This is a genomic window from Nocardioides solisilvae (assembly GCF_003194625.1).
In the GTDB taxonomy this organism is placed as follows: domain Bacteria; phylum Actinomycetota; class Actinomycetes; order Propionibacteriales; family Nocardioidaceae; genus Nocardioides; species Nocardioides solisilvae.
The window spans coordinates 1,229,519-1,251,830 of the sequence record NZ_QHKX01000001.1 but is presented as its reverse complement, the minus strand read 5'-3'; the positions used below and the strand labels follow the sequence as shown (position 1 = coordinate 1,251,830).

18 protein-coding genes are annotated in these 22,312 nt (G+C 72.7%); 5 read left to right on the top strand and 13 right to left on the bottom strand.

The genetic code is table 11. The features are described 5' to 3' along the window. Positions 1 to 41: 41 nt before the first annotated feature. Positions 42 to 605: a hypothetical protein gene (locus tag DNK53_RS05980; protein WP_110181293.1), complete on the bottom strand. Its 564-nt coding sequence runs from the start codon at positions 603 to 605 to the stop codon at positions 42 to 44. A 145-nt stretch (positions 606 to 750) separates the two neighbouring features. Continuing rightward, entirely contained in the window at positions 751 to 7,473 is a 6,723-nt protein-coding gene (locus DNK53_RS05975; protein WP_162599807.1) for a peroxidase family protein, read from the bottom strand. Between the two features lie 332 nt (positions 7,474 to 7,805). On the opposite strand from DNK53_RS05975, the gene DNK53_RS05970 reads away from it, so the two are divergent. The 4 genes from DNK53_RS05970 (at position 7,806) to DNK53_RS17410 (ending at position 12,246) form a co-directional block, all read left to right on the top strand. Next, positions 7,806 to 9,242, top strand: coding sequence for an AfsR/SARP family transcriptional regulator (locus tag DNK53_RS05970; protein ID WP_110181291.1), 1,437 nt, complete (start codon positions 7,806 to 7,808; stop codon positions 9,240 to 9,242). A 104-nt stretch (positions 9,243 to 9,346) separates the two neighbouring features. Then, the gene (locus tag DNK53_RS05965; protein WP_110181290.1) at positions 9,347 to 10,954 is read left to right on the top strand and encodes a fibronectin type III domain-containing protein; all 1,608 of its coding nucleotides are present in this window, start codon (positions 9,347 to 9,349) and stop codon (positions 10,952 to 10,954) included. A gap of 91 nt (positions 10,955 to 11,045) precedes the next feature. Continuing rightward, positions 11,046 to 11,612, top strand: a complete 567-nt coding sequence (locus DNK53_RS05960; protein ID WP_110181289.1) for a Dps family protein — start codon at positions 11,046 to 11,048, stop codon at positions 11,610 to 11,612. Positions 11,613 to 11,718: 106 nt separating this feature from the next. Further along, complete coding sequence (locus DNK53_RS17410; RefSeq protein WP_162599806.1) at positions 11,719 to 12,246, top strand: hypothetical protein; 528 nt, start codon at positions 11,719 to 11,721, stop codon at positions 12,244 to 12,246. Positions 12,247 to 12,248: 2 nt separating this feature from the next. Here DNK53_RS17410 and DNK53_RS05950 read toward each other — a convergent pair whose 3' ends face one another. The 5 genes from DNK53_RS05950 to DNK53_RS05930 are packed head-to-tail and all read right to left on the bottom strand — an operon-like array spanning position 12,249 to position 16,075. After that, complete coding sequence (locus DNK53_RS05950; RefSeq protein ID WP_110181288.1) at positions 12,249 to 12,878, bottom strand: hypothetical protein; 630 nt, start codon at positions 12,876 to 12,878, stop codon at positions 12,249 to 12,251. Next, the gene (locus DNK53_RS05945; protein WP_162599805.1) at positions 12,875 to 13,408 is read right to left on the bottom strand and encodes a hypothetical protein; all 534 of its coding nucleotides are present in this window, start codon (positions 13,406 to 13,408) and stop codon (positions 12,875 to 12,877) included. The genes DNK53_RS05950 and DNK53_RS05945 overlap by 4 nt, the downstream gene beginning before the upstream one ends. Further along, the gene (locus DNK53_RS05940; RefSeq protein WP_110181286.1) at positions 13,405 to 15,201 is read right to left on the bottom strand and encodes an alpha/beta hydrolase; all 1,797 of its coding nucleotides are present in this window, start codon (positions 15,199 to 15,201) and stop codon (positions 13,405 to 13,407) included. The genes DNK53_RS05945 and DNK53_RS05940 overlap by 4 nt, the downstream gene beginning before the upstream one ends. Then, positions 15,198 to 15,506 carry a hypothetical protein gene (locus tag DNK53_RS05935; protein ID WP_110181285.1) on the bottom strand — a complete coding sequence of 103 codons (309 nt, stop codon included), beginning with the start codon at positions 15,504 to 15,506 and terminating at the stop codon, positions 15,198 to 15,200. Before DNK53_RS05935 ends, DNK53_RS05940 begins: the two co-directional genes overlap by 4 nt. Further along, the gene (locus tag DNK53_RS05930; protein ID WP_110181284.1) at positions 15,503 to 16,075 is read right to left on the bottom strand and encodes a hypothetical protein; all 573 of its coding nucleotides are present in this window, start codon (positions 16,073 to 16,075) and stop codon (positions 15,503 to 15,505) included. The genes DNK53_RS05935 and DNK53_RS05930 overlap by 4 nt, the downstream gene beginning before the upstream one ends. Positions 16,076 to 16,624: 549 nt before the next feature. Here DNK53_RS05930 and DNK53_RS05925 point away from each other — a divergent pair. Beyond that, positions 16,625 to 18,208, top strand: coding sequence for a sulfatase-like hydrolase/transferase (locus DNK53_RS05925; RefSeq protein WP_110181283.1), 1,584 nt, complete (start codon positions 16,625 to 16,627; stop codon positions 18,206 to 18,208). A gap of 33 nt (positions 18,209 to 18,241) precedes the next feature. Here DNK53_RS05925 and DNK53_RS05920 read toward each other — a convergent pair whose 3' ends face one another. The 6 genes from DNK53_RS05920 to DNK53_RS05895 form a co-directional block, all read right to left on the bottom strand. Further along, complete coding sequence (locus tag DNK53_RS05920) at positions 18,242 to 19,165, bottom strand: hypothetical protein (RefSeq protein WP_110181282.1); 924 nt, start codon at positions 19,163 to 19,165, stop codon at positions 18,242 to 18,244. Continuing rightward, complete coding sequence (locus tag DNK53_RS05915) at positions 19,162 to 19,587, bottom strand: hypothetical protein (protein ID WP_110181281.1); 426 nt, start codon at positions 19,585 to 19,587, stop codon at positions 19,162 to 19,164. Before DNK53_RS05915 ends, DNK53_RS05920 begins: the two co-directional genes overlap by 4 nt. A gap of 137 nt (positions 19,588 to 19,724) precedes the next feature. Next, a complete protein-coding gene (locus DNK53_RS05910; RefSeq protein ID WP_110181280.1) occupies positions 19,725 to 20,540 on the bottom strand; it encodes a hypothetical protein in 816 nt (271 codons plus the stop codon). Positions 20,541 to 20,550: 10 nt separating this feature from the next. Next, positions 20,551 to 21,747, bottom strand: a complete 1,197-nt coding sequence (locus tag DNK53_RS17740) for a hypothetical protein (RefSeq protein ID WP_204163750.1) — start codon at positions 21,745 to 21,747, stop codon at positions 20,551 to 20,553. Next, on the bottom strand, positions 21,744 to 22,028 hold the full coding sequence (locus DNK53_RS05900) for a hypothetical protein (protein ID WP_110181279.1): 285 nt from the start codon (positions 22,026 to 22,028) through the stop codon (positions 21,744 to 21,746). Before DNK53_RS05900 ends, DNK53_RS17740 begins: the two co-directional genes overlap by 4 nt. Beyond that, on the bottom strand, positions 22,025 to 22,291 hold the full coding sequence (locus tag DNK53_RS05895; protein ID WP_162599804.1) for an SAV_915 family protein: 267 nt from the start codon (positions 22,289 to 22,291) through the stop codon (positions 22,025 to 22,027). The genes DNK53_RS05900 and DNK53_RS05895 overlap by 4 nt, the downstream gene beginning before the upstream one ends. Positions 22,292 to 22,312 lie beyond the last annotated feature (21 nt).

Sequence of the window (22,312 nt, the reverse complement as noted above, 5' to 3'; positions counted from 1 at the left end):
ATGACCCTCTTCGAAGTGGGTGGACTACCGGGCCTGGCTCCTCACGACGCGCCGAAGGCCACCGGGATCCGGTCCAGCCCGGCCTGGACCACCACCACGACGTCCTCGGGGTCGGCCACGCCGAACCCCTGCGCCCAGCGGGCCTCCCCGCCCGGCGCGACCGCCCGACGCGGTGGGCCGTTGAGCTTCTGCCCGCGGTCGAAGACGTCGGCCGCCTGGCCGCCGCCGCTCTCGACCATCAGCGCGACGTCGACGGGCGAGACCTTCCGCTTCGACCCGTTGACCAGCCGCACGGTGAGCCGTACGTGCTCCTCGGCCCCGCCGGCCGCGCCCGACGGCACCTCGAGCGGCTGAGGGTCGCCGACGACGATGCGCAGGCCGTCGGCGTACTCGACGGGCTCGCCGAACGCGACGCGCGAGCCGCCCAGCTCGTCGACCTGCTCGGCCGCCGGCTTGCCGCTGCCGCTGCTGCCGCCCTCGGCCTGCTGCCCGGTGCCAGCAGCGCCGGCGTCCGCCCCGTCCGGCTCGTCGCCGGAGCACCCCGTGGCCAGCGCCACCGAGAGCGCGATCCCCGCGGCGACCGCTGTGATGGTGTTCCTGTGCATCGTGTGCCCCCTGGATCCGTTGCTGCTGTGCGTTGCTGCTGCGTGCGTTGCTGCTGCGCCTGCGGTGGAGCCGGGTCGGCACCCCACGCGGGGATGCCGACCCGGCCCGAGCGCCCCTGCCCTGCCCGTCAGGGAGCCCGTCCCGTCAGGGAGCCGTGGTGAAGGTGAACGACTGCGTCGCCAGCGGCACCCCTCCCATGGACCTGATCGCGGTCGCCCCACCGGTGAGGGTCACCCGGTACGACGTCCCCGGCTTCAGCTGCTCGGCGGCACCGGCGGCCCCGCCGAACGGGTTGAGGAAGAGCCGGTTGCTCGAGGCCTCGAAGGACCTGGTGAACGCGATCTCCTCGTTCGTGCTGAGGTCGGTGATCGTCACCGCCGACCCGCCGAACCCGGTGACGGCCTCGGAGAAGCCGACCAGCAGGTAGTGGCGGTCCACCGGCACGTTGCTGGCGCCTGCGGCCGGCGTGGTGCTGGTGACGGTCGGGGCGGCCCCGCCGCTGGCCGTCGTGAAGGTGAACGACTGGGTCGCCAGCCCCACCCCGGAGAGCGAGCGGATGCCCGTCGCCCCGCCGGTCAGCGTCACCCGGTACTGCTTGCCCGGGTCGAGCCGCTCGGCCGCGCCCGCGGCACCGCCGAACGGGTTGAGGAACAACCTGTTCGTCGAGGCCTCGAACGACCGGGTGAACGGCACGTCCACGCCGTCGGTGACGTTGGTCAGCGTCACGCTGGAGCCGCCGTACCCGGTGACCGCCTGGTCGAAGGCCACCAACAGGTAGTGCCGGTCGACCGCCACGTTGCTCGCCCCGTTGGTGGGCGTGGTGCTCGTGACCGTCGGGGGGACCCCCGCCTCAGCCGTGGTGAAGGTGAACGACGTCGTCGTCAGGGGCACCCCGGAGAGCGACCTGATAGCCGTCGCCCCGCCGGTCAGCGTGACCCGGTAGGAGGTGCCCGGCTCGAGCCGCTCCGCCGCGCCGTCGGCGCCGCCGAACGGGTTGAGGAACAACCGGTTGGTCCCCGACTCGAACGACCTGGTGAACGCGATGTCCTGGTTGGTCGTCAGGTTGGTGATCCGCACGCTGTCGCCCCCGAAGCCGGTGATCGGCTGCGAGAAGTCGGCGATCAGGTAGTGCCGCCCGATCGCGACCCCGTTGGCCCCGTCGGCAGGCGTGCTGCCGGTGAGGGTCGGCGCCACCCCGGCCGGGGCCGTGGTGAAGCTGAACGAGTGCGTCACCAGCGGCACCCCGGCGGCCGAACGGATCCCGGCGGGACCGCCGGTCAGCGTGACCCGGTAGGTCTTGCCCGGGTCGAGCCGCTCGGCCGCGCCCGCGGCACCGCCGAACGGGTTGATGAACAACCTGTTCGTCGAGGCCTCGAACGACCGGGTGAAGGGCACCTCCACGCCGTCGGTGACGTTGGTCAGCGTCACGCTCGACCCGCCGTACCCGATGACGGCCTCGGAGAAGGTCGCCAGCAGGAACTGCTTGCCGATCGCCACGTCGGTCGCCCCGTCGACCGGGTCGCTGGCGGTGACCGTCGGAGCGGCGCCCGCCTCGGCCGTGGTGAAGCTGAACGACTGGGACTCCAACGCCACCCCTGCCGTCGACCGGATCGCTGCCGGCCCGCCGGTCAGAGTGACCCTGTACTCCTCACCCGGGACCAGCTGCTCCCCGACGCCCTCGGCACCGCCGAAGGGGTTGATGAAGAGCCGGTGGGTGACCGGGTCGAAGGACCGGGTGAACGGGACCTCGGTGTCGTTCGAGACCCGCGTCAACCGGACGTTGTCGCCGCCGAACCCCTGGATGACGTCGGAGAACCAGGCCGAGACGAACTGCTTCCCGACCGGGACGTCGCCCGCCCCGTCGGCCGGGTCGGTGCTGGTCACCGTGAGCGGCACCTCGGTGAAGCTCACCGGGCCCATCAGCTCGGACGCCGCGCTCGTCCCCGCCTCGTTCACCGCCGCGACCGTGAAGGTGTAGGCGATCGCCGGGTCGGTGTCGAGTCCGTCGACGACCAGGTTGGTCGCGCCGGCCCCGGCGTTCCGGGTCTCCAGCAGGACGCCGTCGGCGTAGACGCTGACCACGTGGCCCGTGATCTCGGCGCCGCCGTTGTCGACCGAGCCGGTCCACGAGACCTGGATGGCCCCGTTGCCGGTGACGGCTGCGACGCCGCTGATCGGTGCCGACGGTGCCGACGGGCCGGGGGCGGTCTCCGCCACCGGGTCGGTCGTCGCCGGCGACGCCGGGGACTCCGCCGTCCCGTGGTCGTCGGTGTAGCTGACGACCACCCGCAGGTACTTGCCGACGTGCTCGGCGAGCGGGACAAAGCCGGTGATGTTCCACGGGTTCGTCTCGACGTCGGTCCAGCCGCCCGTCCCGGTGTCGGAGACCTGCCAGGTCCAGGTCAGGGTCTCCCCCGCCTCACCCAGCCCGTCCCCGTCCTGGAGGCCGGAGGCCCGCACGACCTGGCCCAGCACCGGGCTCTGCATGCTGAGCACCGGCCCGACCGGCTCGTCGTTGACGTTGGCGACCATCTCGGCGGTCGGCTGCGACTTGATGCTCCGCAGCACGCCCTGGTCGTCGAGGAAGGTGACCTCGACCCGCAGCAGGTTGTCGACCTCGAAGTCGCCGGGCCGGAACTCGACCTGGCAGACCATGTCGCCGTCGCCGTTGCGCTCGCAGCTCTGCGGGCTCTGGACGGTCGTGGCCAGCCAGTCGGCCGCCGCGGTGACGTCCTCCTCCTCGGCGATCATCCAGCGGAACTGGATGTTGCTCGGGTTCTCCACGACGTTCTGCCCGTCGAAGACGACGGTCGCGGTGACCGGCTCGTCCTCGGTGAGCGGGCTGGCGTGGTCGAGCGTCGCCGTGCCGTAGCTGCCGCACGCCTCCATCGGCGCCGCCCCGAGGACGAAGCAGCCGTCGTCGAAGTGCAGGAGCTCGATGTTGCGGATGACGTCGGCGCCCTCGGACTCCTCCGCCTCGCCGGTGCCCTGGTCGTGCGCCACCCGCCAGTAGCCGTCACCGAGGTCGGTGACCGAGTACTGGGTGCTGGGGGCGCCGTAGACGGCGATGTCGTTGTCGTCGTTGCCGGGGTCGGTCGCGATCGCCTTGACGAACTGGATGTCGCCCGGGTCGATCGTGCCGTTGAAGATCCCGGTCTGCAGCGCCAGGTTGCTGGGGTTGTCGTAGCGCGTGCCGTTGACCCTGACGAAGACGTCGAGCATGGCGTCGCCGTCGATGAAGTCGTCGCCACCCCGGCCCTGGATCATGTCGCTGCCCGGACCGCCGATGAGCAGGTTGCTCGCGCCGTCGGTGTCGAACCCGACCGGCTGCCGCATGAAGCGGTCGGCGTAGTTCTGCGCGTGACCCGGGTCGAGCATCTGACGCAGCCCGCCGATCTTGTCGAGCGACGACGGCACCATCTTGTGCTCGTCGAGGTTGGGCACGTCGTCGATCTCGCTGCCCATGCCGCGGATCACGTCGTTGCCGCCACCGCCGGAGACGGCCTCGACGAGGTCGAACCGGTCGCGGACCGCCTGGTTGTCGGGCCGCTGGAGGGTGGTGAACCGCAGGTCCACGTCGACGCCGGTGGTGTCACCGCGGTAGGTGACCCAGTCGTAGCCGTGCACGCCCTCCATCCGGTCGGTGCCCTGCGGGCGGCCGATGAGGATGTCCTCGCCGCCCTCGCCCTCCATGTCGTCGTTGCCGGCGCCGCCGTCGACGATGTCGTCACCGCCGTGCGGGTTGCTCTGGAACTGGTTGGCGTTGTCGCCCTGGAGCAGGTCGGCGTGGGCGCCGCCCTCGAGCCAGTCGTCCTGCTCCCCGGCGAAGACCGTGTCCCGGCCGTTGCCGCCGATCACGACGTCTCGACCCGTCCCGGAGAAGACCGTCTTGAAGTCGTTGCCCGCGACCACGTAGTCGTGGCCGTGACCGCCGAGGATCAGGTCGTCGCCGGAGCCACCCTTGATGGCGTCGTTGCCGAAGCCGCCCTTGATGTTGTCGTCGCCGAAGGTGTCGGTGAGGATGTCGTTCCCCGCCCCACCGATGTGGCTGTCGTTGCCGGAGCCACCCTCGATCCGGTCGTGGCCGCCGTACCCCCAGAGCGCGTCGTCACCCTGACCGGCGCGGATCCTGTCGTTGGTCGTCGGGGGCTCCCCGGTCCGCAGGCCGTGGATCTCGATGTGCTCGTCGCCGTCCCAGCGGAAGGTCCCGTCGGCCATCTGCACCAGGCCCGCCGGCAGCGGGCTCGGCAGGTTCTCCAGGTCGATGTAGGGGTCCTGCACCGCGAAGATGTCGGCCGGCAGCAGCGTCGCGTCGGTGTTGCGCTGGATGAGGCTCGAGAACGAGTTCGCCTCCAGCGCCGCGAAGAGCTGGTTGCCCTGGTTGCGGAACAGGTAGTAGAACCGGTCGCCGAACTGCAGGTCCTCGATCTGCTTCTCGAAGACGTAGTTGAACGTCGAGCCCAGCATGCCGCCGAAGGGCTCCAGCGCCTCGGCGAGGCCGCCGATCCAGAAGTCGACCTCCTCGAGGCCGGTCGTGGTCGTGCCTCCTGCGTTGGCCCACGCGCCGGTGCTGTTCATGAACGCCAGCCGGTCGGCCGGCTCGCCCGGACCGCCGTTGACCACCAGGTCGGCCGCCGCCCGCTTGGCCGCCACGGTCTGCGCGGCCTGGATCGTCGGGTGCTTGCCGTACGCCGCCACGAAGTTGACCAGGGAGGCGTTCGGGTTGGTGGACTCACGGCCGAAGTTGTCGCCGTTCTTCATGCCCAGCCCGAAGTCGACCCAGTTGTCGTAGGGCTCCAGCATCGGGTCGCCGCTCTCCTCGAAGAACGTCTTCCGCGCCACCTGCAGCGGCGGGACCGCCGCGTCGCGGGCCCGGACCAGGTTGATGGTCGCGAGGTCCAGCGGCAGGCCCAGCAGGTTGTTGCGCAGCGTGTCGATCACGTGCTCGTCGATCTGGCCGCCCACCTGGTTGGTGGTGCCGTTGACGACCGCGCCCGCCGCCTGCTCCGGGGTCAGCGCCCCGTCGTTGTCGAAGGTGCGCGGGTTGAGGAAGCCGTCGAGCAGGCTCACGTCCTCCACGCCCGGGACGCCGGGCAGGTTGCGCTCGATCTCCTCGGTGAGCATCGAGTGGCCGAACCGGTAGACCACGTGCGCGAACTCCGCGGTGATGGCCGGGTTGATCGTGGCGTCATAGCTGTTCTCGTTGAGCACGATCGCGTCGATCGCCGGCTGCACCTTGCGGGCGAACTCCTCGAAGACGAGGTGCTGGTACTGCATCTCGGTCGGGAACTTCGCCGCCTGGAAGAGCCGCTGCTCGTAGGTCCAGTCGTCGGCCTCGGGGCCGTCGGGAATCGTCTCCTCGCCGAGCTTCTCCTGGTAGGTGTTGGCCTTGCCCTCGAAGGCGAGCCTGAGCTGCTCGTTGCCGGGCCGGGCGAGGATCTCCTCGATCGCCCGGGCCATCCGGTTGTGCTCCGCGTGGAAGACGTGGTGCACGGCGGTGAGGCCGATGTTCTCGTTGCCGCGCCCGTCGCCGGTGACGAAGTGCTCGTCGAGGGCGACGTTGTCGTAGCCGCTCAGGTCGTTGGGGTCCTGGGAGGCGCCGTGCGCGATGTCGTCGAGGAAGGCGTGGTTGGTCCGCGCCGCGTTGCTGGTCGACACCGGGGAGGCCGGGTCACCCTCGACCTCGCCGCCGTCGGCCAGCTGCAGCACCGGGAAGCCGTTCGGCCCCGGCACGAAATTGCCGTACTGGTCGACGTCGACCTGCGGCACGTTGGCCACGTCGGGGTAGTCGTTGTTGCCCGGGCCGGGCGTGCCCTGCGCGCCGAGCGCGATGCCGAGCACCTCGCGGGCCTGCCGCTTCACGTCCGCCCAGGTGGCGAGGCCGCCCGTGCCGCCGTTCGGCAGGGTGCCGTCGAGCAGCCGGCCGGTGTCCATCGGCCGGTCGGGGGTGGCCGGGTCGCCGTCGTGGTCGCGCAGCTCGTACTCCCGCAGGAAGACCTGGTGCGAGGGGTGCGAGGTGTAGGTCTGGTTCTGGTCGATGAACGGCGTCGTCTGGTTGTTGTGGACGTCGTCCTCGGTGCCGACCACGCCGTCGGGGCCCGGGTAGCGCTGGGCCCGGCTCAGCAGCAGGAAGTTGGTGTTGCTCTCGGGGTCGAAGAGCGGGTCGTCGGGTCGCAGCGGCACCACCATCGTGCCGTTGCCGCCCTTGTTGACCAGGTCGAGGCCGTGGTCGAAGAACTGCCCGAAGAAGGTGAACCACGCGTTGAAGGGCGCCGAGAGGCCCTCGTCGGGCGCGGTGTTGGGGACGAACACGTTGCCGTCGGCGTCGACCGTGCTGCCCGGGGTGTTCTCCATGGCGTTCTGCGCGGCCGGGTTGGCGAGCGTCTGGTCGACGATCAGGTTGCTGATGATGCGGGGCTCGGAGTCGTAGACGAAGCCCTGGCTCTGCCGGTAGCACGTCGTGCCGGCGGCGCACATCGCGGTGTTGGCCGGGTTGTTGCCCGGGGCGCCGGGAGGCACCGCCTCACCGCCGCGCCAGCGGACCGGGAGCTTGCGCGGGAACGGCTTGTCCGCCGCGCCCCAGCCGGGGTTCTTGAGGTTGTTGAACGAGCCGTCCACGGTCCGCAGGCCCAGGGGCAGCGCCTCGTCGGGCACGCACTTGCCGGTCGTGTCGGTCGGGGAGGCACACAGCAGCTGACCGCCGGCGGCGTGCGCCTCGGCGATCTGGATCTGCTTCAGGATGTGCTCGAGGTCCTCCTCGATCAGCATGAAGTCGGGGTTCGGGTCGACGGCGAAGGCCGCCGGCGTCCCCCCGACTGCGCCGAGGCCGGTGACGGCCAGGAGGCTGCTCAGCACGAAGGTGAGCACCCGGAGCAACCTGCTCCTCGGGCTGCGCGGCCGTCCCGCCGCGCGTGAAGTCTTTCCAGTCATCTGCTGATCCCCATTCAGCTCCCACCACGAACGCCGTGGCGGCGGGCACACCCGGTCCGCTCCGTGGAGTGTGTGAAGGCGGGTGTGACAGGGACGTGAAATCTTTTCGCGCCATACCCGACTTCGGGGATCGCTTCCCGGACGGCGCCGCCGTACGTTGAATCCGCGATGACCCAGCGACAACGGATCGGGCCGAACCTGGGGGATCGGTGGTACGCCGCGGGGGCGCGCCGCTGACGGCTGCGACGAGTCAGCACTGGGGGGCAGACATGAAGGTGGAGATCCGACTTCTGGGCTCCGGCGTGGTCCGGACGCCCGACGGCGAGGTCGACCCGGCGGCGTGGCGGACGGCCAAGACGTTCGACCTGCTACGGGTCCTCGCCCTCGCCGACGGCCGGGCGGTCGCCTCGACGCAGCTGATGGACCACTTCTGGCCCACCGCCGGCCCGGCGCAGGCCGCGGCCAGCCTCCGCTCCGCCACGTGCCAGCTGCGCAAGGTGCTGGGCAACGAGGCCGTCGTCAGGGTCGGCCACGGCCTCGCCCTGCCCGACGCCTGGGTCGACGTCGCCGCCTACCGGTCGCTGGCCGAGGACGTCGAGGAGGTCGACTCCCTCGCCCAGCCCGCCCGGGTGGTGGCGCTGGTCCGCGAGGCCGAGGCCCTGTACGACGACGACCTCGACGTCGGCGCCACCGACTGCCCCACCCTGCACGAGGTCGGCCAGGAGCTGCGCGCGCTGCGGGTGCGGCTCCTCCTCGAGGGTGCCGAGGCGGCCGGCCGGTGCGCGGACTGGACCCAGTCGCTCGCCCTCGCCCGCCAGGCCTCGGCGCTCGAGCCGTCGGACCGGGCAACCCGCGCCCTGATGCGGGCGTGGTTCGCCGTCGGCGAGACCGCCAAGCCCGTCGAGGAGTTCGAGCGGCTCCGCAGCCACCTCGCCGACGAGTACGGCGTCGACCCGGCGCCGCAGACCCGGGCGCTCTACCTCGAGGTGGTCAGCGCCTGCCGGGAGTGGCCGCCGCGGGAGTCGACCATCGGGCGCGAAGACGAGGTGCGACAGGTCGTCACCGCGGCCACGGGGTGGCTGATGGACCCCGACGGGCCGAGCGGCGTCGTCTGGCTCGTCGGCGACCCGGGCTCCGGCCGGGAGACGGTCGCCCGCGAGGCGGCGCGCACCCTCATGCTCCCCGTGGTCGACGCCTACGCCGACCCCGGCACGGGCGCCACCATCGAGCTCCTGCGCGACCAGGGGCGGCTCACCAAGGGGCTCGCCGCGATGCTCCGGCTCCGCGCCGAGACCTGGAGCCGGATCATGCTCGTCCCCGTCTCCGAGATCGCGGACGGCGCCCTGGGGGCCGACGACGCCGTCGTCCTGGTGCCGCCCCTGGAGCGCCCCGACTTCCGCAGGCTCATGACGCTCACCTTGCAGGGCCGGCCCACCCAGCGGCTCAAGGACGAGCTCTTCGAGGAGTCCCGCGGGCTGCCCGGGCTCGCCTGCGGGCTGGCCCGGCAGCGGATGGACCTCGGCGACCTCAGCTGGGTGCCGGAGGGGGTGGACTCGGCCCGGCGCGCGATGCGCAACGCCGTGGCCCCGCTGGTGATCGCGCTGCTCGGGCTCTTCGGGGCGCCCACCGTGGTCGACGCGGAGCCGAAGCCGACCGCCGCGGTCGAGGAGAAGGAGGAGCGGCAGCGCCGGTACGCCCTGGTCTGAGCCGCGGCCTCGCGCTGCAGCAGGTCGTGCCGATTGCGCGTTCGCCCCCGGCGGCGAACCATGCGGTCCTACGCTTCGAGCGCCCCTACGCTCGAAGGACACGCATGCTCAGCCGCTTCCGGACGATCGGCCTCGTCCTCTCCACCGCCCTCGCCCTTGCCTCCTCCCCGATGGCCCTCGTGCCGGCCGAGGCGAGCACCAACGTGATCGTCAGTGGGGTCGTCACCGACAGCGCCGGCAACCCGGCGCCCGGCGTGCGGGTGACACCCATCCACAACCACTCCTCCGTCACGACGGACTCCGCCGGCGCCTTCGCCTTCCCCGTCGTGGCGGGGACGAGCACCAGCCTCAGCATCACCACGCCGTACGGCGCGGCGGGCTACCTGGCCCTCGAGACGGCGTACTTCACCGCGAATGAGTCCAGGAGCCTCGGGGCGCTCCCCCTTCCGCCCATGGCGTCGCCCGAGACGGTCCGCGTCCTCGACGAGCAGGGCACCCCGGTGTACTGGGCCTCCACGAACGGCAGCATCGCCCTCACCCAGGAGACCTGGGCCGACCACGGCTGGGAGCTGGGTCAGCTCGGGCCCGTCGCGCGGGCCTCCTTCCTGCACAGCGCACGCACCGAGGCGACCGGTGAGCTGACGGTCGCTCCCCCGCGCCTGCTCGGCGGCCCGCTGCCGGCGATCGACGTGGGCGTCCACGCTCCCGGGGTCGGGGAGTTCTCGGCGAACCTGAGGGACGCGTCGGCCGGCGCTCCGCGCGAGCTGACCATCGGGGGCTTCACCGTCGGTCCCCCCACGACGCCGGTCTTCCGCTTCGTCAACGCCTCCGACGGCCAGGCCGACGTCAGCTGGGAGCCCGTCTCCCCCGCCGGCTCCCCGGTCACCGGCTACACCGTCGTCTCGCACCCGGGCGGGCACCGAGGGGTGCTGCTCCTCGGCTCCAGCGACTACGCCCGAGTGTCGGGGCTGACCAACGGAGTGACCTACACGTTCACCGTCACCGCTCACAGCCCTGCCGGCGACTCGACGTCCGTCACGTCCGCGGCGGTGACTCCGCTGGGCAGGCCCGGCATCACGTCGATCTCCCACACGGCTGGCACGGACGCGCTGACCTTCACGTGGGAGGTCGCCGACGGCGGCGTCCCCCTGACCGAGCAGCGCGTCTACGTTGATGGCAGGGGGTGGACGACGGTGCCGATCGACCAGCGCTCGCTGACGGTGCCCAGCCTCCGTCCGGCGACGGCCTACGAGTTCGGGGTGATGGTGAAGACTCGGCTGGGAGACGCCGAGCGGTACCACCTCGCCCGGACCGCGGCGGGGACCCCGACCGTCCCCGGGACCGGCACCCCCACCCCGACGGCCACCCCGACCGCCGAGCCGTCCACGGCTCCGACCCCGGTCGACGCCCTCACGCCGGAGCCGACCCCTACCCCCACGGCTGCGCCCGCGCCCGTGGTCACCGGCAAGCCCCGGGTGTCCGGCCGGATCGTCGTGGGGTCCACCGTCAGGGTGGCGCTGCCGCTCCGGACGCCGGGCGCGAAGGCGACGTACCGGTGGTTCGCCGACGGCAAGGCGATCCGCTCCGCGCGCAAGCCGAAGCTGGCTCTCACGCGCTCGCTGCGCGGCAGGAAGCTCACCGTGCGCATCAGGGCCACCGCGCCCGGCCACGCCCCGTGGCAGCGGACCCTGAGGATCGGCAGGGTCCGCTGACTGCCTGGACCACCCCTGCGGACGCCGGGGTGTCCCCGGGCGGAGACCGGGGTACGGGAGTCGTCGTACACGACTCCTAGGAGGAACCCAGATGGCCACCGGCTACAACGTGCCCGGCATGTCCGCGAAGGACAGCGAGACCGTCGTCCAGGCGCTGCAGGACCGCCTCTACGCCTACAACGACCTGCACCTGACCCTCAAGCACGTGCACTGGAACGTCGTCGGCCCCAACTTCATCGGCGTCCACGAGATGATCGACCCGCAGGTCGAGGCCGTCCGCAACTTCGCCGACGACGCCGCCGAGCGGATCGCGACCATGGGCGGCGTCCCGATCGGCACCCCAGGCCGGCTCGTGGAGCACCGCAGCTGGGACGAGTACTCGATCGGCCGCGACACCGCCCAGGCCCACCTCGGGGCGCTCGACCTCGTCTACGTCGGCGTCATCGAGGACAACCGCAAGGCGATCGAGACCGTCGGCGAGGTCGACCCGATCACCGAGGACCTGCTGATCGCCCAGACCTCCGAGCTGGAGCAGTTCCACTGGTTCGTCCGCGCCCACCTCGAGAACTCCGCCGGCGAGCTCGCCACCTCGGGCGCGACCACCGAGAAGCAGGCGGCCTCCAAGGCCAAGGCGAAGACGAGCGCGAAGAAGAAGTAGCCCCTCGAGGCCGCGTCGGTGGAGGCGGGGTGCGGGTGCGGGTGCGTAAGAGCACTCTCACCCCGCCTTCACCATGTGTTCACCCCGACCGGGTTGGCTCGCGGTCATGAAGAAGACCCTCGCCTCCCTCGCCGCCCTGCCCCTCCTCGCCGCCGGCACGCTGACGACCGTCCTCGCGGCCGCCCCGGCGTACGCCGACACCGTCACCTGCACCGGCACCCTCGGCGCCGTCAGCCTCGACGACGACGTGGTCGTCCCCTCCGGCGCCACCTGCCGCCTCGTCGGCACCCGGGTCGACGGCAACGTGAAGGTCGCCTCCGGCGCCACCCTGGTCGCCAGCGGCGTGCGCGTCGACGGCGACATCCAGGGCGAGGGCTTCCTCCGCGTCGTCGTGAAGCCGCGCGCCGGCGACCGCTCCCGCGTCGGCGGCAACATCCAGCTGGAGGACGGCGGCAAGGGCCGCATCGTGCGCACCGTCGTCGACGGCGACATCCAGCTCGACGACAACAGGCGCTTCGTCGTGCGGCGCAACGTCGTCGACGGCAACCTGCAGTGCGAGGGCAACTCGCCGCGGCCCCGGGGCGTCGGCAACCGGGTCAGCGGCGACAAGGAAGGCCAGTGCCGGCGGCTCTGACCTCAGCCCTCACCTCCGGGGACGGTGAACCGCTCCGCCAGCTGCTCCCCGGAGGTCTCGCTGTCGGACTCGACGCAGGCGCCGCTGATCCCGAGCCCGAGCGTGCCCGGCTCGAACTTCGACTCGAGGACGCTCACCCGGACCCGGTCGTCGTCGTCCCCGTCGACCAGGATGGCGTAGGGCCGCGGGGTCTCGTCGGCGTTCTCGATCTCCCAGCCGTCGGACTCCAGCGCCTCGGCCGCGGCGGCCACCCGGGCGGCGACGTCGCCCTCGCCGCCCGACAGGGACCCGTCCACGAAGACCTGCAGCGTGATCAGGGGATCGACCCCGCACGTCCGCCACTCCCCCTCCCCGTCGCCGACGGAGAAGCCGGCCGGCTCGAGCGCGTCGATCGCGCCGCGGAAGGCGCCCTCGGCGCGTTCCTGGGCGGCCGACAGGGCGGCCCGGGACTCCTCGGGGTCGGGCTCGCCCGTGCAGGCGGTGAGGAGGAGGGTGAGGGCGAGGGGGGTGAGGGTGGTGAGGGTGGTTTCGAGACGGCGCTGGCGCGCCTCCTCAACCACCGAACCCCGGCGCTGGCGCGCCTCCTCAACCACCGAGCGGCCGCGCTGGCGCGCCTCCGGGGTGCGGGTCACGGCAGGTCGACCCGGGTGCCGAGCAGCTCGTTCTCCTGGTCGGTGGTGGACTCGATGCACGGCCCGGTGACCGAGAAGGAGAGGCCCTCCTTGATCTTCGACTTCGACACCGAGAGCCGCAGGTCGCCGTCGACGAAGTTGGCGTAGGGCCGCGGCGTCTCGGCGGCCGCGTCCGACTCCCAGCCGAGGGCGGCCACCGCGTCGGCGGCGGCCCGCACCCGGGCGGCGTCGTCCCCCGACCCCCCGTTCACGCTGGCCCCCGCGCTGAACTCCATGGCCGAGGCCGGCTCCATCTGGCAGGAGACCCATCGGCCCCCGCCGTCCACGACCTCGAACCCGGCGCCGGTGAGCGCCTCGACGGCCTCGCCGAACCGCTGCTCCACCTGCGCGCGGGACTCCTCCAGCGAGGCCCGCGACGTCTCGGCGTCCGGCTCGTCGCCGCACCCGCCCACGATCCCACCCAGCACGAGCACCAGCATGGCACCCGTGGCCCGTGGCCGCAGCCCCGCGCTGGCTCGCCGACGCCTCATTCCTCGGGCCTCGTCTCGGAACGGCCGGGCGTCCGCGGCGAGGCGGGGTCGCGGTCCCACTCGGGGTCGCGGGGCGCGTCGTACCACGGGTCGTAGGACTGCTCCGCCTCGTTGACCTGGTCGCCGTGGCCGTCGACGATCAGGCCGATGTTGTAGAGCGACTCGGAGTCGTGCGCCAGATAGCTGGAGTGCGCGTCGCCGGCGCCCCGGATGTCGCCGCGGTCGGGCCGCTCCGCCTCGAAGCGGGTCGCGTCGAAGTCCCGCGACGACGGGTCGGTGCCCAGCCCCAGGCCGCCCTTGCCGACCCAGCCCTCGTCGCCGAGCACCGCGACGATGTCGCGGCTGTCGCGGCCCACGTAGACGTGGTCGCGGCCGACGCTGAAGTCGCTGGCGTGGTCGGACGGCCCGGCGCCCGGGCTGCCCACCAGCACCACGTCGTCGGCGTCGAGGTCGAACTTGCCCGTCGCGTACGACGTGGTGGTCGAGCCGTAGCTGTGACCCACGGCGGTGAGGTGGGCCCGGTCGGCCGGGTCGTCGCCGCGGCTGGCCCGCAGCCCGTCGATCGCGTCGGCCAGCCGGCGTCCGCCGTCCTCGGCCCGGCCCTCGGTCATCGTCGCGGTGTCGGTGACGCCGTCGGGGGCGTCGTAGCCCAGCCAGAACATCGCCGCCACGCTCGACCCGTCGCCGTTGTAGCGGGTCGACTCGTAGAGGTTGTTCATCTGCCCGGTGTAGCTGGCGACCTTGCTCATGTCGGTGGTGATGCCCGGGGTGAAGACCGCGACGTCGTCGGCGGTGTCGAGGTCGCCGACGGCGACCGCCACCCGGCCGTCGCCGTCGAAGGCCGACGGGTCGTAGAGCCAGAGCTGCGAGCCCGTGAGGTTCCCGGTGAGGGGGTCCCGGTACTCCTCGGAGTTCTTCAGCGCCGACTCGGTGGCCCGCGCGTTGTCCAGGGTCTTGCGCTCGAGCGAGGAGAGGGTGCCGTCGTCCTCCTTGGCGCCCAGGCGGGCCAGGTCGCCGTCGAGCAGCACCCGGTTGGCGTCGTCGCGCGCCGAGGCCGGGAGGCCGTCGGCCGAGCCGATCAGCTCGGGGTAGGCGGAGGTCACCGCCTCCCGCTCGGCGTCGGTCAGCCCCTCCCACCAGTCGTGGACCTGCTCGGGGCTCGAGCTCGGCCCCGGCGCCCCGGGCTTCGCCATCGCGTCGCGCGCGGTGTCGCTGACCCCGCCCAGCTCGGAGAGGGCGTCGCCGAGGTCGGTGCCGGCCTCGAAGGAGCGACGCAGCAGGTCCTCCGCGGCCTGGACCTGGGAGGCCCACGCGTCCCGGTCGGTGACCAGGTCGTCGACCAGCCGGATCAGGTGCCGGCCGCGGTTGCGCAGGTCGGCGAGGACCTCGGGCGTCATCCCCTCCGCGGAGGCGTTGGCGGCCCGGATGTCCTCCAGCAGCGACGCGGTGCGGGCGTTGAGGTTGGTGCGACGGTCGCTCAGCTGTTCGTGGGTCCGTCGCAGGTCGCGCAGGGTGTCGGCGTACGACGTGACCGCGTGGGCGACCCGCTTGACCGTGGCTGCCATCGAGGAGTGCTCCCCCGACGCCTTGGCGGCGGCCTCCTTGTAGGCGGCGTACGCCGCGCCACGCCAGCTGCCGTCGAAGTTCTGCAGGGACGCCGCGTTGTCGCCGAACTCCTCGTACCGCGCGGCGGTCGTGTAGAGCGCCTCGGCCAGGGAGTCCGCCGCGGCGGGGTTGCCCTCGGGCCGCTCGATCGCCGGGACCTCGGAGGGGACCTCGATGACGGCGCTCACGTGGCGGGCCCCAGGCGGCCGTCGAGCTGGCCGTAGGTGTCGGCCTGCGAGCGGTCGGTGGAGGTGATGTCCTCCAAGGAGTCGTTCAGGGCCTGCGTGAAGCCCTCCGCGATCGCCTTCGACTCCCCCGCGTAGCCCCGCCACGCCGCCAGGAACGAGCCGGCCGCCGCGCGGATGCTCGGCGCGAGCCCGTCGGTCGACGCCGAGCCCAGCTCGCTGACGGCCTGCGTCATCAGCGTCTCCTGCTCCTCCCAGCGGGTGACCGCGTTGCGGAGGAGGATCGGCTGCACCTGGAAGTCGCTCACGACGCCACCGCCAGCTCGTGGGCCACCCGGTCGCCGACCGCGTGGTCGACGCTGCGCACCCGCAGCACCAGCCGGCCCGCGTCGGGGACGAGGACCAGCTGCAGCTCGGCGCGGCCGAGCTCGCCGTCGCGACCCGCCATCACCCGCGGCAGCCCCGTGGCCGGGGCCAGCACGTGCCAGCCGTCCTCGCGCAGCGCCGCCGCGGCCGACTCCAGGCGGGCGACCGCGACGACCGGGTCGGCCCCGTCGACGGTCAGGGTCGTCTCGCGACGCACCCGGTCGGGCGCGCCGCCGGGCACCCAGCGGGCCTGCCAGTCGGCGTGCACGTCGCCCAGGTCGCCGACCAGCCGCACCCACCGGCGCCGGACGTCGGAGTCCTCCCGGGCGGCGACGGCGGCCGGGTCGGCCAGCGGAAGCCCCGCCGGGGTGGCGGTCTCCGGCTCCGGCGGGAGCACCACGATCTCGACGTCGGGGTGGCGGCGCCGCACCACCGACCAGAACGGGTCGCGCGCGACCACCTCGCGGGCACGGGCGCCGTGGTCGCCCCGGGGTCGCTGCTGCTCAGTCACGGGGACAAGACTGCCCCGTCGAGGCCCTGGTCAAACAGGGTCTGGACGACCTGTTGTGGAGAACCTGCCGGGTGTGGGGGGTTGTGGGCGGCGAGGGGGTTTCGAGACGGCGCTGGCGCGCCTCCTCAACCCCCGGGCCGAGCGGCGGTGGGGCGCTGAGGGGGTTTCGAGACGGCGCTGGCGCGCCTCCTCAACCCCCGGACGAGCGGCGCTGGCGCGCCTCCTCAACCCCCGGACGAGCGGCGCTGGCGCGCCTCCTCGACCCTCAGACGCGCGCGCGGCGCGAGTGGCGCTCCAGGTGGGGGCACCGGTCGCCGTACTTGCGGCGGCAGGTGACGGTACGGCGCCACTTCCGGAAGAGGCTGTTCATGGGGGTCCCCCTGCAACGTCAGCCCGAGACGGTGTGCGCGCCCCGGTCGACCGGGGCGCGGCCCCACGCTAGTGAGCGCGACCCGTCGAGGGCATACCCGAAGTACGGGAAATCTGGCTCCACCGGCCGTCGGGGCGTCCCGACCTCCGGCACGGGGCAGCGATGAGAGGATCGCCCCCATGCGTCTGCTTGCTCGGGGTCTGCGGCACTCCCTCACGACGTCGCTCTGCGCGTCGCTCCTGCTCACCAGCACGGCCGGCTGCGCGTCGGCGTCCGAGCCGTCCGGACCCGAGACGGGCGGCCCGTCGTACCTCACCTACGACGACGAGGGCGACGCGCTCCCCTACGCCACCGTGGACTCCTCCCGCCTGGAGGACGGCGACGGCGGCGACGACCGGCCCAACATCATCATGGTGCTCACCGACGACATGCGCGCCGACGAGCTCGACCAGATGCCCAGGACCAAGGCGCTGATGCGCGAGCGCGGCCTCGACTTCACCGAGGCCATCTCCCCGCACCCGCTCTGCTGCCCGGCCCGCGCGATGATCCTGACGGGGCAGTACGCCCAGAACAACGGCGTGCTCCACAACGAGTCGCGGTACGGCGGCTACCACCGGATCAAGACGAGGAACACCCTCGGCACGTGGTTCGCCGAGCAGGGCTACAACACCGGCTTCATCGGCAAGCACGCCAACGGCTACGAGCACGACAGCCCCCGCGACCCGGGGTGGCACGTGTGGGAGCCGATCACCGGCAACCCGACCGACTACTACCGCTTCCAGTTCTTCGGCGCGGAGGTGTGGCGCGACGACTACGTGACCCACCGGATCGAGGAGAAGACCAACGACGCGATCCGCAAGATGGCCGCAGCCGACCGGCCGTTCATGCTGCTCTCCAACCACATCGCCCCCCACGAGCGGCAGCAGTACGGGCCGCAGGGCCTGACCGACGCGCCGCCCTCGGCGAAGTACGCCGACCTCGAGATCGACGAGACCGCGCCGATGATCAAGGCCAGGTCGTTCAACCGCAAGACCAAGGGCGGCCTGCCCCGCAAGATGCGCACGAAGAAGATCCGCCGGGCGGCGGTGCAGAAGAAGTGGGAGGCGCGGGTGCGCTCGCTGCGGTCGGTGGACGACGCAGTGGCCAGCATGTTCGCCGAGCTCGACGACGCCGGCGAGGCCGACAACACCTACGTCTTCTTCACCTCCGACAACGGGTTCAGCATCGGCGAGCGGCGGCTGCGCAAGAAGAACAACCTGGTCGACGAGTCCCTGCGGGTGCCGCTGGTGGCGACCGGCCCGGGCGTCCCCTCCGGCGCCCGCTCCGACCTGCCCGTCACGCTCGTCGACCTCGTCGTCACGATGGCCGACCTCGGGGACGTCGACCCCCGCAAGAAGGTCGACGGCGCCTCCTTCCGCCGTACGCTCCTGGGCGGCGAGCAGCCGTGGCGCGACACGACGCTGATCCAGACCGGCGACAAGTACAACCCCCGCAAGGACCGCCGGCTGCGCTGGAAGGGCTGGGGGCTGCGTGGCGTGCGCACCGACCGCTACACCTGGGCCCGCGACGTCAACACCGGCGAGCGGCTCCTCTTCGACCGGGTCCGCGACCCGTGGGAGATGCGCAACGTCGCCCGCGCGCCTCACTACCGGCGTACGGCAGCCGAGCTCGACCGCCGCGCCACCCGGCTGATGCGCTGCGCCGGAGAGGCCTGCAACCGCAGCTTCGGGAAGGTGCCCGGGCCGCGGCGCGGAGGTCGCTGACCCCGGCGTCGCGCCGCGGCCGGGTGCGGTCCGTCAGTCGCGGTCCTTGTCGCCCTTGTCGCCCTGGCGCTCCCGGGCCTCCAGGTCGGCCTCGCGCTGGAGCTTGGTCAGGCGGTCGGCCTCCTCGCCGGTGATCGTCCCGTCGGCGGCCTTCTCCTTGAGCCGGATGATGACCTCCTCGTCGCGGACCCGGTCGGCACGCTCGCGGGCCTCGGCCGGGATCCCCTCGGTGGAGGCGATCTTGTGGGAGTAGGACGCGATGACCGCGCGGCGCTCCTCGTTGCTGAGCTCCTTCCACCACGCCCGCACCTGCTCGGGCGTGGCCTCGCCGCTCATCGGCGAGCCCGGCTTCTGCATCGCGCGGAGCGCGGTCTCCGGCCGACCGCCGCTGCTGTCGGTGACCTCGTCGCGCTCGTTGGCGGACTCGAGCGTCTCGGCGAGCAGCCGCTCGTTGCTGCGGGCCACCCGCGCGAGGGCCCGGTCGTCCTCGACGAGGCTCTTGTACTTGACGGCCAGGTCGTCGGCCCGCTCCTGGAGCGCCTTGCCCTGGTCGATGGTGATGTTGGTGGCGGCGGCGATCTCGGCCGTGAGGGCCTCGAGCCGACGGTCGAGGTGGCGCTTGCGGTCGACGTGCTCCTCGTAGGTGCGCTGGTGGCCGCGCAGCCGGTCGGCGCAGGCGAGCACGGCTCGCCCCGTCCGCTTGAGGGTGTTGCGCATGCGCCCGGCCTTGAGGGCCACCCGCTTGGCGCGCTTGACGTACTTCTCGCCGCTGTCGCCGAGCCACCCCTGGGTCCGGTGGAACTGGGCGGACTCGTCGGAGTACTCGTCGTACCGGCCCGCCGCCTCGAGCACGATCGTGGCGAGCTGGTCGATGCCGCCGGGGTCGCCCTCGGGCTTGAAGAGGGTGACGGGCTCCGAGGCCGGCAGGTTGATGACGACGGTCGTGGTCGCAGTCACGGCTGGCCTCCCAGGCGCTGGGCGAGGCGGTCGGCGGCGGGGCCGCCCTCGGCGGTCGGCTGCTCCAGGTCGGGCGGCGCAGGATCGCCCTCGCAGACGACCGGCGGGGTGAAGAAGGTCTCGCCCGGACCGCAGCCGATGAGGCCGGTGAACTGCTGGGCCCGCTGCTCGTCGGTTGCGGTCATGTCGCGCAGCGTCTCCTCGAGCGCGGTCACGACGTCGTCGGCGTCCTCTGCCGACTCCTGCGCGAAGCCGGCCCAGGCCTGCACGAACGAGGCGCCGACCTCCTGCACGCTCGGCGGCAGGACCGCAGGACTGGCCTGCGCGAACGCCTTCTCGGTCTCCTTCATCAGCCTGACCACCTTGCGCCAGTCACGGATCTCCCGCGTGATGACGTCAGGTGTGACGACGATGCTCGGCATTGCTTCTCCCCCGTCTTCCCCCGGTGGCCACGTCGCCCACCGAGCAGAACATGACCACACCCGGGCGGATCCAAACCTGTGTCACGGCAAATTCCCGGTCGGCGGACGGGCGAGGGGGTCGTCCCCGGACAGCGCGCTCACCCGGACGTCACGCCCGCGGAACCGCCGCCGACGGCGGCCAGCATCTCGGCGGACCCCAGGGCCTGGCGGAACCGCTGGTCCTTGACGGCGCGGTTGACCAACCGGCACAGCGTCTCCGCGTCGGCCCCCAGCCACCGCTCGTCGAGCAGCGGTTGCCCCGCGATGGTCGCCCGGCCGCGGAAGCGTCCGGCCACGAGAGTGCGCTTAGGCCGGACACGTCTGTCCCCGGCCAGCTGGACATGCACGTAGGGGCCGTGGACCCAGCCCATGCCGACGTCGGACCACGGGACGCTCCAGGAGACGCCGTCGCGGCGGAAGGCGAGGGCGTCGGCCGAGAACGAGACCCCGCCCGCCAGGTCGGCCGCCTGGAAGGGTCGCCCCACCATCCAGAGGTACCAGGCGAGCGCGAGGCACACGGCGGCGCCTGCCGGGCGTCCGGTGGCCGCCAGGACGAGTCCTCCGACCCCCAGCGCGCCGGCGAGGGGAACCGCCGCCCACCCCGACAGGTGCGCCAGCCTCTCGTCGTAGGGCACCACGAGGACGGCCCGGTGAGCCTGGTCCGTCTCCAGGCGCGGGCGCGGAGGGGTCCGGACGAACCGTCGGATCTGCACCTCGCGCCGCCGCGCGTTCTCCGCCATCGCGACGAGCATGAGACCCCAGCTCAGGGTCGTCCAGCCCTTGGCGTCGTCGCCCCCGTCGAAGAAGGCGACGGCGGCCCCGAGCATCAGGAGTCCCGTCGCCAGGAGCACCGGGATGCCCAGCCACACCGCGATGCGCTCTCGCCACCGCCGCAGGTCACCCTTCGGTCGCACACGGAACTCGTCAGTCGAGCCAACCGCTGATTCCGTCAACGACCGCACCTCCCACGTCCGTCAGGCCCCCGACCACCTGGGCACCCGTGTCGAGCAAGGCGTCCGCGCCCGCCTTGAGGGCGTCCGAGAGGTCCCCGTCGTACTTCCACAGCCCGTCGATCATCCCCGAGGTGAAGACGCCGACCCCGAAGCCGACCACCACCCCGGCGACCGTCCCGACGGGGCCGCCGAACGCGGTCCCCACCGCCCCGCCCGCGACCATCGAGGCGACCATGCTCCCCCCGTTGGAGGCGACGGCCTGGCCGAGCCCTTCGCGGGCGTCGCCCTCACGGGTCATGTCGTAGGCGACCCCTCCGAGGAAGAAGGCGGCCCCCAGGCCCGCCCCGACGCGCTTGGTCGTCTCGGCCCACCTCGAGGCCTGCGCGACGTCGTCCGCCGCGCTGGCCGCGTTGGCGCGACCGCGTTCCACCGCCTCGGCGTGGGCCTGGGCGTACTTCTGCAGCTCCTTCTCGCTGGCCAGCAGGGCGTCGAGGCTGTCGTGGGCGCGCTGCTGCCACAGCAGAGCCTTGCCCATCACGCCGCGGAGCCGGGCGCCGGCCGTCTTCGCCGCGACGGTGCTGAGCGCGTCGCCCAGCGCCATCCCCCACTGGGTCGCGGTGAGATCCCGCTCCACGTCCCAGACGGTCCGGACCGCCGCCTCCTCGTCCTCCCGGATCTCCCGCACCCGGGCACGGATGTCTTCGTAGGCCTGCACCAGGGCCACGTGCTCGTCGTGTGCCGCCACCGCCTGGTCGAACGCCGCGAGCTCCCCTGGACGCGCGTTCGCGGGTGGGGTCGGCGGTCGGCCGGGCCCGGGACCGGGCGACTCGACCACGTACCCGCTGACGGTCAGCCCGGCAGCCCGCGCCCTCTCCCGCTCGGCCGCCATCCGCGACTGGAGGCTCTCCAACCTGTCGGCGTAGGCGAGCAGGGAGTCCCCGACCCCGCCGATCTTCGCCTGCGCGGAGTCGACGGGGGCTGCCAGGGTGCGGACCGTCCCGGAGAAGGCCTCCCCCGCCTGACCCTCCCAGGCGGCCTCGGCCTGCCTCCCGACGTGCAGGAGGTGGTCGACGCCGTCGTCCAGGGTCGCGGCGACGTCGTCCCTCAACCAGCCGCCCGTCGCCCTCAACGAGGCGGGCGATCCCTCGATCTCGGTGTCGATGCTCATCGCACCGCCCCGTCGGCGTAGCACTGCGCCTGGCTGGTGTCGGTCGCGGCGAAGTCCGCGGCGGTCACCTGGACCTGGGCGGAGAGGTGGTCCACCGTCGCTGCGACCAGCCCCACCTCCTCGAGCATCCGGGCGACGATCGACGTCACGGTGGGCGTCAGCACGCCCGCGTCGACCGAACCCGGTACGCGGTCGGCCGCCGCCACCAGCTGGTCGCGGGAGAGCTCGAGCGGTGAGCGCACGGCCGTCGCCGTGAGCGAGGAGAACGAGAGCGCGCTCACCGGGCCGCCCCGCTCGGGTGGAGCTCGCGGTCGAGCAGGAGGAGGTCGAAGGGCGACTCGGCGATCGCCTGCTCCAGGTGGGTCACCGACATGAGCACCCACGACGCCCCCTCGCCGTACGACTCCTCCAGGCGGTCGAGCGCCGAGTAGACGTAGAGCCCGACCCTCCCGTCGGGCATCTCGTGCATCCTCAGCCGGTCGCGGCCGGTGTCGTCCCTCAGCGTCGGTGCGTAGACCACCGGCGGCATCCCCCGATTGCTCATGGAGACATGTCTAGTGGGTCC

Bases quoted from the DNA above. Each gene is read 5' to 3' on its own strand.
- DNK53_RS05980 (WP_110181293.1), bottom strand. From the start codon at position 605: ATGCACAGGAACACCATCACAGCGGTCGCCGCGGGGATCGCGCTCTCG.
- DNK53_RS05970 (WP_110181291.1), top strand. From the start codon at position 7,806: ATGAAGGTGGAGATCCGACTTCTGGGCTCCGGCGTGGTCCGGACGCCC.
- DNK53_RS05965 (WP_110181290.1), top strand. From the start codon at position 9,347: ATGCTCAGCCGCTTCCGGACGATCGGCCTCGTCCTCTCCACCGCCCTC.
- DNK53_RS05960 (WP_110181289.1), top strand. From the start codon at position 11,046: ATGGCCACCGGCTACAACGTGCCCGGCATGTCCGCGAAGGACAGCGAG.
- DNK53_RS17410 (WP_162599806.1), top strand. From the start codon at position 11,719: ATGAAGAAGACCCTCGCCTCCCTCGCCGCCCTGCCCCTCCTCGCCGCC.
- DNK53_RS05945 (WP_162599805.1), bottom strand. From the start codon at position 13,408: ATGAGGCGTCGGCGAGCCAGCGCGGGGCTGCGGCCACGGGCCACGGGT.
- DNK53_RS05925 (WP_110181283.1), top strand. From the start codon at position 16,625: ATGCGTCTGCTTGCTCGGGGTCTGCGGCACTCCCTCACGACGTCGCTC.
- DNK53_RS05915 (WP_110181281.1), bottom strand. From the start codon at position 19,587: ATGCCGAGCATCGTCGTCACACCTGACGTCATCACGCGGGAGATCCGT.
- DNK53_RS17740 (WP_204163750.1), bottom strand. From the start codon at position 21,747: ATGAGCATCGACACCGAGATCGAGGGATCGCCCGCCTCGTTGAGGGCG.
- DNK53_RS05895 (WP_162599804.1), bottom strand. From the start codon at position 22,291: ATGAGCAATCGGGGGATGCCGCCGGTGGTCTACGCACCGACGCTGAGG.